Origin of the sequence: Desulfovibrio sp. OH1186_COT-070 (genome assembly GCF_003860215.1) — a bacterium.
In the GTDB taxonomy this organism is placed as follows: Bacteria; Desulfobacterota; Desulfovibrionia; order Desulfovibrionales; family Desulfovibrionaceae; genus Desulfovibrio.
The window spans coordinates 1-14,512 of the sequence record NZ_RQYH01000003.1 but is presented as its reverse complement, the minus strand read 5'-3'; the positions used below and the strand labels follow the sequence as shown (position 1 = coordinate 14,512).

12 protein-coding genes are annotated in these 14,512 nt (G+C 60.8%); 2 read left to right on the top strand and 10 right to left on the bottom strand.

The features are described from left to right. Positions 1–16: 16 nt before the first annotated feature. The 6 genes from gmk to EII23_RS01360 all read right to left on the bottom strand — a co-directional run bounded on the left by gmk (position 17) and on the right by EII23_RS01360 (position 6,990). On the bottom strand, positions 17–625 hold the full coding sequence (gene gmk / locus EII23_RS01385; protein WP_124791384.1) for a guanylate kinase: 609 nt from the start codon (positions 623–625) through the stop codon (positions 17–19). Continuing rightward, entirely contained in the window at positions 625–879 is a 255-nt protein-coding gene (locus tag EII23_RS01380; protein ID WP_124791382.1) for a DUF370 domain-containing protein, read from the bottom strand. Before EII23_RS01380 ends, gmk begins: the two co-directional genes overlap by 1 nt. A gap of 3 nt (positions 880–882) precedes the next feature. Continuing rightward, positions 883–1,764 (bottom strand): YicC/YloC family endoribonuclease, encoded by an 882-nt coding sequence (locus EII23_RS01375; protein ID WP_124791380.1) that lies wholly within the window; start codon positions 1,762–1,764, stop codon positions 883–885. Positions 1,765–1,868: 104 nt separating this feature from the next. After that, entirely contained in the window at positions 1,869–2,111 is a 243-nt protein-coding gene (locus EII23_RS01370) for a zinc ribbon domain-containing protein (protein WP_124791378.1), read from the bottom strand. Positions 2,112–2,342: 231 nt separating this feature from the next. After that, the gene (locus EII23_RS01365) at positions 2,343–3,710 is read right to left on the bottom strand and encodes a MiaB/RimO family radical SAM methylthiotransferase (protein ID WP_124791376.1); all 1,368 of its coding nucleotides are present in this window, start codon (positions 3,708–3,710) and stop codon (positions 2,343–2,345) included. Between the two features lie 22 nt (positions 3,711–3,732). Continuing rightward, positions 3,733–6,990 (bottom strand): DEAD/DEAH box helicase, encoded by a 3,258-nt coding sequence (locus EII23_RS01360; RefSeq protein WP_124791374.1) that lies wholly within the window; start codon positions 6,988–6,990, stop codon positions 3,733–3,735. Between the two features lie 109 nt (positions 6,991–7,099). Between EII23_RS01360 and EII23_RS01355 the strand changes: the two genes are divergently transcribed. Further along, positions 7,100–8,776: a peptide-binding protein gene (locus tag EII23_RS01355; RefSeq protein WP_124791372.1), complete on the top strand. Its 1,677-nt coding sequence runs from the start codon at positions 7,100–7,102 to the stop codon at positions 8,774–8,776. A 117-nt stretch (positions 8,777–8,893) separates the two neighbouring features. Further along, a complete protein-coding gene (locus tag EII23_RS01350; protein WP_124791370.1) occupies positions 8,894–11,047 on the top strand; it encodes a bifunctional (p)ppGpp synthetase/guanosine-3',5'-bis(diphosphate) 3'-pyrophosphohydrolase in 2,154 nt (717 codons plus the stop codon). A gap of 34 nt (positions 11,048–11,081) precedes the next feature. Here EII23_RS01350 and pgl read toward each other — a convergent pair whose 3' ends face one another. The 4 genes from pgl to EII23_RS01330 all read right to left on the bottom strand — a co-directional run bounded on the left by pgl (position 11,082) and on the right by EII23_RS01330 (position 14,274). Beyond that, positions 11,082–11,837, bottom strand: coding sequence for a 6-phosphogluconolactonase (gene pgl, locus EII23_RS01345; protein WP_124791368.1), 756 nt, complete (start codon positions 11,835–11,837; stop codon positions 11,082–11,084). A 113-nt stretch (positions 11,838–11,950) separates the two neighbouring features. Further along, complete coding sequence (locus EII23_RS01340) at positions 11,951–13,024, bottom strand: translation initiation factor IF-2 (RefSeq protein ID WP_124791366.1); 1,074 nt, start codon at positions 13,022–13,024, stop codon at positions 11,951–11,953. Beyond that, positions 13,021–13,749 carry a class I SAM-dependent methyltransferase gene (locus EII23_RS01335; protein ID WP_124791364.1) on the bottom strand — a complete coding sequence of 243 codons (729 nt, stop codon included), beginning with the start codon at positions 13,747–13,749 and terminating at the stop codon, positions 13,021–13,023. The genes EII23_RS01340 and EII23_RS01335 overlap by 4 nt, the downstream gene beginning before the upstream one ends. Positions 13,750–13,887: 138 nt before the next feature. Further along, positions 13,888–14,274, bottom strand: coding sequence for a RidA family protein (locus EII23_RS01330; RefSeq protein ID WP_124791362.1), 387 nt, complete (start codon positions 14,272–14,274; stop codon positions 13,888–13,890). Positions 14,275–14,512 lie beyond the last annotated feature (238 nt).

Here is a 14,512-nt window from a genome sequence, read left to right as displayed (position 1 = left end):
GGCTCCGGGCAAGACATCAGGATGCGAGAATGCTGCCGGTCAGGCCGGGGTTGCGTGCGGGAGCCAGGGTGGCAGCCATGTAGGCGGCCCGGAGTTCGTCATAGGCTGTATCCAGGCTGTCGTTGACCACCAGCGCGTCGTACCAGTGGGCCTGCTGTATTTCCGCCCTGGCGTTGGCAATCCTGCGGGCAATGCTGTCTTCAGAATCCTGCCCCCTGGCGCGCAAACGTCTTTCAAGCTCCTGCATGTCCGGAGGAAGAACGAACACAAATACGGCCCCGGCCAGTGTGAGCTTCAGTTGTGCGGCGCCCTGCACGTCAATGTCAAAAAGAATGTCCTGTCCCTGATCCAGCAGCGTTTTCACGCTCTCCAAAGGGGTGCCGTACAGATTGCCGTGCACCTCGGCCCACTCCGCAAAATATCCTTGGGCGCGGCGCTGTTCAAAACTTTCACGGTCCATGAAAATGTAGTCTTTTCCGTGTATTTCGCCCTCTCTGGGCGCGCGCGTGGTGCAGGACACGGAATAGCAAAAATGCGGAAATTCCGCCAGCAGGCGCTTGAGGAGCGTGGTCTTGCCCGTCCCGGAGGGGGCGCTCAGAACCAGGGCGATACCTTGACGGGGCATCAGGAACTTTCCTCCTGCGCAAAACGCTGGCTGAGGGTTTCCGGCTGGATGGCCGACAGGATGACATGGTTGGAATCCGTGATCAGGATGGAGCGGGTCTTGCGCCCCTGTGTCGCGTCGATCAGCCGCCCTGCCGCCCGCGCGTCTTCGCGCAGGCGTTTCATGGGCAGGGATGCGGAACTCACCATGCCGACGATGCGTCCCGCCAGCACAAAATTGCCGAATCCGATATTGATGACGCGTTCACGGGCCATGATTCATTCCAGATTCTGCACCTGCTCGCGGCACTTTTCCAGTTCGTTCTTGAAGTCCACAACCATGCGCGACAACTGCACATCCGGCAATTTGCTGCCGCAGGTATTGATTTCCCGAAAGCATTCCTGCAGCGTGAACTCCAGGCGGCGTCCGGCATCCTTGCCGTTTTGCAGCAGGTCGTGCATGCGGGCCAGATGGGTGTTCAGCCGTGTCAGTTCTTCGCTCACATCCAGCCGGTCAGCCAGGACGGCGACTTCCTGCAACAGGCGGCTGTCGTCCGGCTCCTGCCCGCATTGGGCCAGCGCATCGGCCAGGCGTTCGCGCAGGGCCTCGGCCCTTTCCTCTCTGATGGCGGGAGCGCGCTCCGCAAGCAGGGACGCCCAGGCCTCCATGCGCAGAATCCGGGAGCGCATGTCCGTTCCCAGAGCGCGGCCTTCGGCACGCCGCGCCTCATTCCAGTCTTCCAGCGCCACGGAGAGGCCGTGCTCAAGCCCGGCAGCGGTTTCCTCGTCCACTTCTTCGCTGGTGTCGCCCCAGAGCGCGGGAATATGCAAAAGGGCGTTGTAGTCGGCGGCAAAGTGTTCGCCGCGTGCTGCGGCAAGGTCTTGCAGGCTTTCCAGCATGGAGGCAGCCTGGGCGCTGTGGAAGCGCAGGCCCGGCGTCTTGTCCTGCGGGTATTGCAAAAGCAGGCTGACGTCCACCCTGCCGCGTGTGGCGTGGCTGCGGACGATTTTTTCCAGCCGGGGCTCAAGGCCGCGGATGGTCAGCGGCAGACGCCACCTGATTTCCAGATGGCGCCCGTTGACGCTTTTTACTTCCCACTGCTGGACGTTGTGGGCTGTTTCCACCAGGCAGCGGCCAAAGCCGGTCATGCTGTGCAGCATAGAAAGCCTTCCTGAAAGACAATGCCCCACTGTAGAGCAAGCCCACGCCGAAGGCAAGGAGTGCCCCGCGCGACAGACTTTCCGGAGTGTGCCGCACTACGGGTTTATGGCGTGCAGGGAGAGCCGCTGCCGCAACCGCCGCCGCACGAAGGGGGCCTGCCTGTCCCCAGAGGGCGCACCGGCCCCGGTTTGTAGGGAAAGGCCCCTGTCTTGAGCGGGCTTGGGGCGCTCATCTGGCGCTCTGTGGCGGCGGACCCGCATGTGGGGCAGGGGGGAGTTTCTCCGCCAAAGGCCAGTTCTTCAAATCGGGCACCGCATGCGGTGCAGAGGAAGTCGTAGAGGGGCATGGTTTTCTCCTTGAAAGTGCGGGCAGGGCGTGAGCGGCGCAAATTCCACGAAAAAAGGCGCAATCCGGCCCGTCGATGCTGCCCGGAGCGCATATCCTCACAAAATAATGCCTGAAAAGCAAAAGACAAGGGGAGGTAGGGAGCTTATGGCGGCTCTCCCCGTCAGTAGCGGGCAGTCCTGACCAGTTCCTGTCGCCGGTCAGCCCCGCAGCGAAAAAGTGTGGAGCAAAGTTATGCGGGCGTCTGGTGCGCGTGGGTAGCGGCGGGCCGCACCGTCAGCCCCCTGTGGTCAAAACCCGTGGGAGAAACGCAGAGAAGCCCCGAAAAATCCGGCGAAAGGCCTGCCGCGCTTTCGGAGGGGAGGGTGCAGGCGGCATAGTATTCGTTCACCCCCCGCAGGGCCTGCCCGCTGCCTTTGCGCCGCAGGCCACGGGAGCCGCTGTCCAGAGCCAGGCGCATGAGCGGCAGGGAGAGTTGTTTTTGCAGAAAATCCTGATGTTTGCGCTGTACAACGGCGCGGATGCGCTGTGCGCGTTCCAGCTTGAGGGCATGGGGGATGTGCTGGTCAAAACTGTCTGCCGCTGTGCCCGGACGGCGCGAATACGGAAAAACATGGGCGTCCGTCAGAGGGAGCCGCTCCACAAGATCCAGCAGGCGGCGGAGATCGTCTTCTGTTTCGCCGGGAAATCCGGCGATAATGTCCGCGCCCAGCCCCATGACCGGCCAGTGCCGGGAAAGGCCTTCCACAGCCTGTTCCAGCATGCCGGCCGTGTAGTGCCCCCGCCCCATGCGCCTGAGCACGGCCTGGCTGGCATGCTGCAACGAAATATGCACATGCGGGCAGAGCATAGTGCAGGAGCACAGCACATCCAGACCGCGCGGGTTCAGTTGGCCCGGTTCCAGCGAACTGATGCGCAGCCGGGCGCGCCCGGCAAATTCGGGCGCAAGGGCTGTGTCCAGAGTCTGGAGCAGATGCCAGAAGTCGCCGGTATGCGCATCACGGCCGTACTGGCTCAGGTTGATGCCAGAAATCATGATTTCCGCATGCCCGGCGGCCAGCAGTCGCCCGGCCTCGGCCACAACGTCCGCCACCGGGCGGCTGCGGTGCGGCCCTCTGGTCAGGGGCACGATGCAGTAGGTGCAGCGGTGCGAGCAGCCGTCCTGCACCTTGAGCACGGGACGGGCCCTTTTGAAGGAGGAGATGCGAAAGGGGGGAAAGTCCGCGCTGGCGGCATTGCCGGAAAAATCGCCCCAGGGGCCGCGCAGCAAGGCGTCCTTTTTTTCCTGGGGCACAAGAACATCCGGCGCGGCCCAAACGGCCCCGCGGCGCGGCACATATTGGGCAAACAGGCGCGTCGCGCAGCCCGTGAGGATGATGCGGGCTGCGGGCGCTTCGCGGCGCAACCGGAAAACGGCGTTGCGCGCATCGCGCTCGCCCTTTGCCGTGATGGCGCAACTGTTGATGCAGATGACGTCCGCCCCGGCCGGATCTTCGCATTCTTCCCCGCCCTGCGCGCTCCAGGCTTCACGCAGGGACTGGGTTTCGTACTGATTGACCTTGCACCCGAAGGTGACCAGAAAAAACTTCCAGCCGGACATGCCCCGTGCCCCTTGCCGAGCCCTATACCTCAAAAAGCATTTCCAGATCTTCGCGGGTCAGGGATTTCCAGGTGTCCTGTCCGGGAATGATGGCTTCGGCCACTCCCCGCTTGGCCTCCTGCAATTTGAGGATTTTTTCCTCCACCGTGTTCTGGCAGATGAGCTTGTAGGAAAAAACCTGCCGCTTCTGGCCGATGCGGTGGGTACGGTCTGTGGCCTGGCTTTCCACAGCGGGATTCCACCACGGGTCATAGTGGATGACGTAATCGGCAGAGGTGAGGTTGAGCCCTGTGCCGCCTGCCTTGAGGGAAATCAGGAAAATGGGAATATCGGGGCTGGTGTTGAACCGGTCAACCTGTTCAAAGCGGTCCTTGCTGGCACCGTCCAGATAGCAGAAGGGGATGCGCGAAAATTCCAGCCATTGCCGGATGATATGGAGCATTTGCACAAATTGCGAGAAAACCAGCACCTTGTGCCCGCCCTCCACAATTTCCAGTACCATATCCTTGAAAGCGTCAAACTTGCCCGAAGGCAGATTGGTGGAGAAGCCTGGCATATCCAGCTTGAGCAGGCGCGGATGGCAGCAGATCTGCCGGAGTTTGAGCAGGGCATCCAGAATGGACATCTGGCTTTTGGCCAAACCTTTTTCGTCCACATCTGTCAGCACCTGGGCGCGCAGCTTGCGGGCCAGGGCCGCATACAGTTCTGCCTGGGCTTCTTCGAGGGCGCAGCATGTGACGCTTTCCACCTTGGGGGGCAGGTCTTTGGCCACTTCGGCCTTGGTGCGGCGCAGAATAAAGGGGCGGACGCGGGTGCGCAGATAGTCCAGGGTTTCCGGGTCACCGTCCTTGATGGGCTTGACGATGCCGCGTTGGAAGGCGTGCTGCGAGCCAAGAAAGCCCGGCATGAGAAATTCGAACAGCGACCACAGTTCAAAAAGATTGTTTTCGATGGGCGTGCCCGACAGGCAGAGGCGCATGCGCGCGTTGATGCGGCGCACGGAACGGGCGGTGATGGTATTGGGGTTTTTGATGTTCTGCGCCTCGTCCAGAATTACGGTATTGAATTCGTGCTTTTCGATTTCTTCCAGATCCCGCCGCAACAGGGCGTAGGTGGTGATGATGAGGTGGGAGTCCGCAATGTGCTTGAACATGCCCTCGCGGCGCGCGCCGTAAATGGTCAGGCGCTTGAGGCCGGGCACAAACTTTTCCGCCTCGCGTTCCCAGTTGGGCAGCACGGACGTGGGCACCACAATCAGGTTGGGGCCGGTGAAGCGGTTTTCGTGCATGTACTGGATGAAGGAAAGGGTCTGCACGGTCTTTCCCAGGCCCATTTCGTCGGCCAGGATGCCGCCGAAACCGTATTCGGAAAGAAAATTGAGGTAGGCAAGCCCCTGCTGCTGGTAGGTGCGCAGCGTGGCGTTGAGTCCCGCTGGCGGATCAACGGGGCGTATCTCCCGGAAGGAGCGGATTTTCTCGCACAGGGTATTCCAGAAGGAGTCCGTGCTGGCATTGGGCAAATCTTCCAGCAGGCTGTCCAGCACAGGGGCTTCAAACTGCTTGAATTTCTGCTGGGGCGGCTTGGAGGGGTCCAGCCCCAGCGCGGTGAGCTTGCGTGAAAGTTTTTCCAGCCAGGCTTCCGGCAGGTTGGTATAGGAGCCGTCCTTGAGCTGCACATAGCGTTTGCCGCGGGCCCACGCTTTCCAGATTTTTTCCAGCGGCAGGCTCTGGCCCTCGTACTCCACGGCAATGTTCAGGGAGAACCATTTTTCCTTCTCGTTGCTGACCACCTGTGCGGTAATGCTGGAACTGGCCGTGCGCACCTTGTAGCGCGAGAGGGCTTTTTCGCCGTAGACGCGGTATGTGTCCACCAGTTTGGGGTAGGAATCGAGGAGAAAGGCAATGGCTTCCTCCGGCTCCAGAAACCAGAGCTTGCTGGAGCGGGCCTGAAAGTCCATGGCCGTCAGTTCGGCCATGAGCTGGGCTTCTTCTTCCTGATGGCGGCGGACAAGGTATGTCTGCCCTTCATGGGTATAGCTGCCGGTCTGGAAATCGGGATTGGGGCCGTTGAGGGTGAATTCCCCGTGGCGTGTTTCGTAAATATTGTCGATTTCCAGGGTCAGCAGGCTGCCTTCCTCATCCAGGAACAGCTTGGGATTGTAGGTGGCTGGCTGGAACACCGGCTCCATGAGCTTGAGAAACTGCTGCGGCTCATACAGTTCGGAGGCGGGCAGGCGCGTCCATACACGGTCGAGAAATTCCGAAATGTCTTCATACGGCACCACGGGCCGCTCGTAAATGAGATTGCGCACCAGCGACGGATAGAGGCCCGTGTGCACCGGGTAAAAGCTGTTCTGGTAGCAGACCCACAAGGGCATCTGCCCGTGAAAGGTAACTGCCGAATCTTCCTGGGAGCCGTCTTCTCCCAGCACGCGGTCCGCCGAGCGGCCCGCGCGGATGGGCAGGGGCTGGCGGCCTTCACGCTTGAGCAGAACGTCAAAGTGAAAGCCGGAGTCGTCCAGGATGGGTTTGAGCTTGAGGGCAAAGGGCATGGTTTCGATGCGGCAGGGCTTGTCCGTATCTTTCCAGAGCAGATAATACTCCTTGCGCACTGCCCAGAAAAACCAGGAGGTGAGCCCCTGGGGTATTTCCACACGGTGCCCGTAATACTCGAGGTGCTGGCCGATCTGCCGGGCAACGTGCGGCAGTTGCGGAGAAAATTCGCACCAGTCGGGATTCTGGATGATCTGTTCCAGGGTGATTTTTGTGTGCACGGTGGACAGGCCGGACTTGTTCTGCCTGCCACGGTAAAAGGAAACCAGCAGACGCCCCTGCTCCGGCTCAAAGCGGAAAATGAGATAATGGTGCCCCGCCTCCGGTTCCATTTCCGTGGAAAAAAAGTTCCGGAAGCTCTGCTTCCAGTCCGTTACGGGCGGCGGAGTTTCTTCGGGATCCCCCTGTTCCTTGCGCAGCTCTTCCACCAGCCGCAGGGCCAGAGCCGTCACATGGCGGCAAATGCCGGTAAAGGCGTCAGAGCAGTTGCACATGTGGCGGGTGGTGCGGTCCGTGATGGTCAGGGTCAGGCTGGGGGTGTAGACCTGCAGGTCTTCTCCCTGGATCAGCCCCTGCACCTCCCATGTTTCGCCTTCCTGAATATTTATTTTTTGCACCTCTCCCTCGGAAAGGATATAATAGGCCGCGTCACGGATGTACTCCGGCACATTGTCCTTGAGGAAGGTCTGGCATATTTCCAGGATGACACTCTGTTCGGATCGGCTCATGCTTTCCTCGGGCCGCCGGCGGGAAATTGTGGAAAGCCGGGGGCAGGTTACGTCATTTGGGATAAATAGCACAGGTATGTGCGGCAAAGCAACATCATGCGTGTCTGTCATGAAAAAAATATTTTTTCCCTGCCTTGCGCAGCGGGCGTTCTGGGTTGTGCCCGCCATAGTCCTTTTTTTTCTTGCCTGCCCCTGTGTGCGGGCCGAAGACGCGCGCGGGGAGGGTGGCCGCGCTTCTTTGGAGCATGCCCCTTCCGCGCCGGAAAACGGCGGCAGCATTCTTTTTGGCAGCATCGGGGAGGCGTCCAACCTCATCCCCTATCTTTCCACGGATTCCGCCTCGCACGAAGTGGCGGACCTCATCTATGTTGCCCTGCTGCGCTATGACAAAAACCTGAATCCGGAGCCGTGGGCCGCGGAATCCTGGAGTATGGAAGAAGGCGGCAAGCTCATGCGCTTCACCCTGCGCAAGGGCATTTTGTGGGAGGACGGGCACGAACTGACAGCAGAAGACGTGGCCTTCACCTGCGCGCTGGTGGCCGACCCGGCCACCGGAAGCCCCTATGCCGAAGATTTCATGCGGGTCAGGGAAGTGCGCGTTCTTGACCGCTATACCCTGGAGATACGCTACGAGGAGTATTTCGCGCGGGCGGTGGCCTCCTGGATGAACCCCATTCTGCCCAGGCACGCGCTGGCCGGGCAGGACATCCGCAACACGCCCTTTTCGCGCAAGCCTCTGGGGGCGGGCCCGTACCGTCTCAAATCCTGGGAGGCGGGCAGCCGTATCACCCTGGAAGCTTCGCCCACCTATTTTGCGGGCAGGCCGCACATTGACACGGTGGTGTACAGAATCATCCCCGACAGCGCCACCATGTTCATGGAAACCCGTGCCGGGCGTCTGGATGTCATGAACCTTTCGCCCCTCCAGTACCAGCGGCAGACCTCCGGCCCCCTGTGGCAGCGGGAATTTTGCAAATACCGCTACCTGTCCTCCATGTATGTGTTCATGGGCTTCAATCTGGAGCATCCGTTTTTTCGGGATGTGCGCGTCAGAAAGGCCGTTTCTCTGGCCATTGACAGGGAGAGCATGATACGGGGCGTTCTGCTGGGCGAAGGGGTTGCGGCTTTCGGCCCCTTCAAGCCGGGAACCTGGGCCTACCATCCCTCCCTGCAACCTGTGCGGCAGGATGTTGCCGCCGCGCAAAAGCTTCTGGCCGAGGCCGGTTTCGCGGACCATGACGGCGACGGAATTCTCGATCGTGACGGCAAGCCCCTGGCCTTCACCATTCTGACCAACCAGGGCAACGAGCAGCGCATCATCACGGCCACCCTCATCCAGTCCCAGTTGAGGGCGGCGGGCATTGACGTGCGCATCCGCACCGTGGAGTGGGCCGCCTTTATCCGCGAGTTTGTCAACAAGGGGCGCTTTGATGCGGTGATTCTTGGCTGGACCATTCCGCAGGATCCCGACCTCTATCAGGTCTGGCATTCTTCGCAGGCCGAAGGCGAAGGGCTCAACTTTGTCCGCTACCGCAATGCCCGGGTGGACAGTCTGCTGGAGCAGGCCCGCTCCACGCCGGATCAGGCACAGCGCACCCGCCTGTATTGCCAAATTCAGGAAATCCTGCATGAGGAGCAGCCCTACTGCTTTCTTTTTGTCCCCCAGTCCCTGCCTGTGGTGCACAGGCGTTTTCAGGGCGTTTCTCCCGCTCTGGCGGGCATCATGTACAATTTCGAGAAATGGTGGGTGCCTGCGGCATTGCAGCGCTCTGTCGCGCTGCCGTAAATGCCCGCAACGGAATGCCCGCCCAAGGCCATTGACAAGGGCGCGGGGCTCGTTGAATAGTCAGACGCGGCATCGGCGGCCCGATGCGCGCACAACCATCTTGCCCCGGTGTCCCGCATGATCCGTATTCAGGAAATTCTCGACAAGGTTGCGGCCAACAACCGCGATGCCGATCTGGAGATGATCCAGAGGGCATATGTTTTCGCTGCCACGGCGCACGCCGGGCAAACCCGCCTTTCGGGCGAGCCCTATCTCTCGCATCCTCTTGCGGTGGCCGACACTCTGGCGGAAATGGGCTTTGACGAACCGACCGTGGTTGCGGGCCTTTTGCACGATACGGTGGAAGACACCAGAGTCAGCATCGAGGAACTTGACGAGCGTTTTGGCGAAGAAGTGGCCGACATTGTGGACGGCGTGACCAAGATCAGCCTGATCCCCTTTGACAACAAGGAGGAGGCGCAGGCGGAAAATATCCGCAAGATGATTCTGGCCATGAGCCACGACATGCGTGTGCTGATGGTCAAGCTGGCCGACCGCCTGCACAACATGCGCACCCTGGATTTCCAGAAGGCCCACAAACAGAGGCGCATTGCCCAGGAAACCATGGACATTTATGCGCCTCTTGCCAACCGTTTGGGGCTGCACGTCATGAAGCGCAGACTGGAAGACCTGAGCTTCAAATATCTTCGCCCGGACATTTCCAACCAGATCGAACACTGGCTGGACAACCATCAGGTTGTGGAAAAACAGATCATCGAGAATGTGGTGACCATGATCAGGGATCTGTTGCAGTCCAATGCCATTGCGGGGCAGGTGTACGGGCGCATAAAGCACAGGTACAGCATCTACAAGAAGATGCAGGCCCAGTCCATGACCCTTGACGAGATGCACGACATCATGGCCTTTCGGGTGCTGGTCAAGGATCTCAAGGACTGTTACGCAGTGCTGGGGCTGGTGCACTCGCAGTGGCGTCCGGTGCATGGGCGCTTCAAAGACTATATTTCCATGCCCAAGGCCAATGGCTACCAGAGCCTGCACACCACGGTCATCGGCCCCGAGGGCGAGCGCATCGAAATCCAGATCCGCACGGAAGACATGCACCGCCAGGCGGAACACGGGGTTGCCGCCCACTGGCTGTACAAGGAAAAAGACCGGGTCAACAGCAAGGATCTGGAGCAATTTTCCTGGCTGCGGGAAATTTTTGAGCGGCAACGGCAGGAGTCGGATTCCCGCGAGTTTCTGCACGCGCTGAAGCTGGATCTCTTCAAGGACGAGGTGTACGTCTACACTCCGGCAGGGGATGTCAAGGAACTGCCCGAAGGCGCAACCCCGCTGGACTTCGCCTTTGTCATCCACACCAAGGTGGGGCATCACTGCTCCGGGGCCAAGATCAACGGCAGGCTCATGCCGCTGGGCACGGAACTGAAAAACGGCGACGTGGTGGAAATTCTCACCGATCCGGCGCGCCATCCCAACCGTGACTGGCTCAAGATTGTCAAAACGGCCAAGGCGCGCAGCCGTATCCAGCACTATCTGCGCACGGAGGAGCGCGCGCATGCTGTGGCGCTTGGACGCGACATGCTGGAAAAGGAAGGGCGCAAGGTCAGCCTGAACGTGGGCAAGGCCCTCAAGGAGGGGCATCTTGCCCTGGTCGCCCAGGACTTGAATTTTGACAGTGTGGACGAAATGGTTGCTTCGGTGGGCTATGCCCACACGACCCCGCGCAGGGTGCTCAACCGCCTCTATGCGGTGCTGCACCCGGAAACCGCGAGCGCAGCCGCACCCCCCACCATACTGGAGAGCAGGGAGGCGGCTACCCGCAAAACCGAGGGTGTGGGCATTTCCGGCGTGGACGGCGTGCTCATGCGCATCGCCAAGTGTTGCAATCCTGTGCCCGGAGATCCCATCATCGGCTATATCAGCCGGGGGCTTGGCGTCAGCGTGCATCAGGCCGACTGTCCCAATGTCAACAATATGGAGCCGGAGCGCCTCATTTCCGTGCACTGGGACGGCATGGAAGAAAAACCCTACGAGGCGGGCATCTTTATCATTGCCAAAAACGAGCACGGCGTGCTGGCCATGATCGCGCGGGTGATGGGCGAGGGGAGCGTCAATATCACCGACATCCGCATGGACAAGCAGGTGGACGGCCGCGCGCGCATGCACTTTGTGGTGGAAGTGCGCGATGTGGCGCAGCTCTACCAGCTCATCGAAAACATCCGTACCCTGCCGCCCATTCTGGAAGTGGTGCGCGACAGCGAAAACTCCTGACAGCAGGGGCGTTCTGCCCTTGCGGGCACGCTTTTCAGTGTGCCCTCTCGCCCAGGGCGGCAGCCTCGTCCGCAATCCAGATCAGGTCGCCAAAGCCGGGCCGCACCTTTTGCGCGGGCAGGGTCGGCTGTTCCAGCAGGTTGAGCGCCTGCGAAAGAACCTGATGTTTTTCCCTGCCTGTCACCAGAAACATGCAGCAGCGGGCATTGTTGAGAACAGGCAGGGTGAGGGTCAGCCTGTCCGCCTTGCGTTCGGGCACATACTGGTCAATGACCAGGCGCTTTTTTTCTTCCATCGCCGGAGAATTGGGAAAAATGGAGGCCGTGTGCCCGTCTTCTCCCATGCCCAGCAGGATGAAGTCAAAACGCGGCAGTTCCTGCGGGGAGATGCCGAATTCGGAGCGGATCTGCTCCTCATACCGGGCTGCGGCCTGCACGGGATCTTCCTCGCCGCGCATGCGGAAAAAATGGGTGGCCGGCACATGGCTCAACAGTTCGCGGCGGGCAAGATTGTAATTGCTGTCAGCATGTTCCGGGCCAACGCAGCGTTCGTCCGTCCAGAAGAAAACCATTTTGTCCCACGGCAGGCGATCCGCCCAGTCCTTGCCCGCCAGCAGCCGGAACAGGGGGATGGGGGTGTGCCCTCCGGAGAGGGCGATGCGAAAAGTGCCCCTGTCGGCAACGGCTTCCTCACACGCGGCGGCCAGAATATGGGCGGCCCGCTCCGCAATGGCCGCAGGGTCCTTGTGGATGTGTACCGAAAGGTGGATAGAACGACTGAAGGCCGTCATGCTGAGGCTCCTTGCTTGATGTGGAAACGCCAATTCCAAACTATGGCACAGAATTCCTTGCAAGAAAAGCCCTTGCGGGGTGGTGGCCGCAGAAACTGCCCCCGATTGGCGGCCTAACGGAATTCTTCCAGCAGGTCCGGCGTATCGGCGGTATGCAGCACTTCTCCGCTGGCCAGGCCCAGTGTTTTCCAACTTGCGCGGCACTGGATGCCCTGCGCCGCCAGCACGCCGGCGCCCGGCTCCTGCTGGCTGTCCAGTTCAATGGTCCAACTGCGCTCCATCTCCTCGCCCGGCTGGGTGGGCTGCACGGCATTCAGGTAGCGGTGCAGAAGCGGTTTTCCATCAGGGGTTTCCAGACTTGCGGAAAGATTCATGTTGTTGACGGCCGCAGTACCCTGGTTGCGCGCCCGGACGCGCACCACGAGCAAAAGCGTTTTTCCGTCGGAAATGAGCCCGGCATGGGCCTGACATTCGAGCAGGGGAAAGGACTCGGCCATGCGCCGCTCTGTGATGGTGTTCTTGTCCACAACCTGCTGGCGTCGCGCCTGCATGCGTTTCATCTGGGCCGCGCGGTACTGCTGGGCCAGATCTCCGCTGTTGCCGAGCCTGCGGATTTTCCAGCCGTCCTGCGTTTTTTCCATGAGCAGATGCAGCGCAAACTTTTCGTCCAGCAGCGCGTGACGCACTGTTGCCGTGAGCAGCGCCGAATCGGCATCGGCCAGCTTGAGCGAGAGGTTCTGGGCCACCTGCGCAAGAAGATCGGGCGGCAGGGCATAGAGTGGCATTTTGAGGCGGGCCTGCGGGTCTTCCTCCTCCTTGGGGGCTTCCTCTCTGGTGCGCGCCTGCTTGAGCAGCGCGGCCTGAACCGCAGCGCTCAACTCCCTCTGCTGGTCTGGACCTTCTTTCAGAAAAGGGTATTGGGGGGCAATGGCTTTGGCCAGATCATCGGCAAGGGAAGAAAAATCCACAAGTTCCGCCAGTTTTTCCGGGTCCGCCGGATGCAGGGCGCCCTGAAAGCTCAGGTATGCGTACTCCGGCGACTGGCGGTATTGATAATAACTCCATGCGCTGTAGCCCCCTGCGGCCAGCAGCGCCGCCAGCAGGGCACAGGCCAGGGCAAGGGCGTGGCGGCGCAGAAAGGCGGTGATCCGGGGCAGAATGCCCGTGAGGGCAGGAAGTTTTTTCATCGCTGTTTTCCGTATTCCATGACCGGTTCCGGCTGCCGCAGGGTTTTGCGTTTCAGCCGCAGGCCCAGAGGGGTCAGGCTGCGTGGAGGCCCCAGGCGCAGGCGAATCAGCCCCCATGCGCCGAAGGGCAGGGCGTGCAGGCCGCGGTTGCAAAAGGCCAGAGGACAGTTGGCGTGCCACGTGACGCGCGGAGCCGCGAGGGTGCTCATGCCGCTCATTTGCCCTGCCGCCAGTTTTTTCATGCTGTGCCAGACCCGCCACCAACTGTGGGCGGGCGCGGGCCAGGCTTTTTTTCGCCTGCCCAGGCGGTAGGCCAGATACGGCAGGGATGTCGTGTTCCAGAAAGTCACGATCAGCCCGGCCGAAGCCACGCGCAGCGACTCGGCCAGGGAGCGGGAAATTCCCTCCGGATCCTGTGCGGCCAAATGCAGCACAACCCAGTCAAAGGAACTGTGCTCAAAGGGCAGATGGTCGTCGGCGGCGGCGAGAATGTCCGCCCGTGTGGAGATTTTTTCCATCGCCTGCCGCCGCAGTTCCGGGCAAAGCTCCGTGGCGCTGACGTCAAAGCCGCATTCCCAGAGAAGCCGCAAAAAAGTGCCCTGGCCGGAATTGACTTCCAGCAGGGTGCGCCCCCGGCGCTGCCAGGCGGCCACGCCGTGCTGTAGGAGTTTTTGCCGCATGTTCAGGGCAAAGCGGCCTGTGGAATCTTCGTGCCAGGATGTCATGCCCGATACCTTTGCCGTGCTTCGGCGGGCGCCCGGACTGTCACCCCCGGCCCGTGTTCCGGCACTTCACGTCCGGCGTTTTGCCAACCGCACGGCCACATCCGCTTTGCCCCTTCTCTGCCCTTACAGGACGCCCCCCTATGAGGGAAAGGCGGCCACAGTTTCGATTTCCACCAGAGCGCCGAGAGGCAGTTTGCTCACTTCCACGCAGGAGCGCGCCGGGCACGGTTCCGGAAAATACTGCTTGTAGACCTCGTTGACCGAGGCAAAGGAAGCCATGTCCGTGATGAAAACCGTGGTTTTGACCACATGGGCGGCAGTGAGCCCCTGGGACTGCAAAAGCCCGCAAATGTTCTTGCACACCTGGACGGCCTGTTCTGCGGCGTTGCTTCCGACCATTTTCCCGGTGGCAGGGTCCAGGGGAACCTGCCCGGAGAGAAAGAGGAGGTTTCCGGTTCTGATGCCCTGACTGTAGGGGCCAACGGCCGCCGGTGCCATATCTGTGCTGACGACTTTTCTGCTCATGTTTTTTCCTGTTGCCTGCTGTTGAGGTTGCGGCGCTTCACGAATGTGGGGAATGCGCCAAAAAGGCGTGCCGCATGTGTGCACGATCCCGAGATTCATCGCACAATCCGCCTGCAAAAGTCAAAGCATGGCCCGGATGCCCCTAGATAGTGTCGTCAAACTATGAATAGTATGATAACACCTCTTCCTGCATGACAGGAGAAGCTATGCGCGCACATCGACGACACGATATTTGTGA

Coding starts and splice junctions, on each gene's coding strand:
- EII23_RS01380 (WP_124791382.1), bottom strand. CDS start 879: ATGGCCCGTGAACGCGTCATCAATATCGGATTCGGCAATTTTGTGCTG.
- EII23_RS01350 (WP_124791370.1), top strand. CDS start 8,894: ATGATCCGTATTCAGGAAATTCTCGACAAGGTTGCGGCCAACAACCGC.
- EII23_RS01330 (WP_124791362.1), bottom strand. CDS start 14,274: ATGAGCAGAAAAGTCGTCAGCACAGATATGGCACCGGCGGCCGTTGGC.
- EII23_RS01370 (WP_124791378.1), bottom strand. CDS start 2,111: ATGCCCCTCTACGACTTCCTCTGCACCGCATGCGGTGCCCGATTTGAA.
- EII23_RS01340 (WP_124791366.1), bottom strand. CDS start 13,024: ATGAAAAAACTTCCTGCCCTCACGGGCATTCTGCCCCGGATCACCGCC.
- EII23_RS01335 (WP_124791364.1), bottom strand. CDS start 13,749: ATGACATCCTGGCACGAAGATTCCACAGGCCGCTTTGCCCTGAACATG.
- EII23_RS01360 (WP_124791374.1), bottom strand. CDS start 6,990: ATGAGCCGATCCGAACAGAGTGTCATCCTGGAAATATGCCAGACCTTC.
- gmk (WP_124791384.1), bottom strand. CDS start 625: ATGCCCCGTCAAGGTATCGCCCTGGTTCTGAGCGCCCCCTCCGGGACG.
- pgl (WP_124791368.1), bottom strand. CDS start 11,837: ATGACGGCCTTCAGTCGTTCTATCCACCTTTCGGTACACATCCACAAG.
- EII23_RS01375 (WP_124791380.1), bottom strand. CDS start 1,764: ATGCTGCACAGCATGACCGGCTTTGGCCGCTGCCTGGTGGAAACAGCC.
- EII23_RS01355 (WP_124791372.1), top strand. CDS start 7,100: ATGAAAAAAATATTTTTTCCCTGCCTTGCGCAGCGGGCGTTCTGGGTT.
- EII23_RS01365 (WP_124791376.1), bottom strand. CDS start 3,710: ATGTCCGGCTGGAAGTTTTTTCTGGTCACCTTCGGGTGCAAGGTCAAT.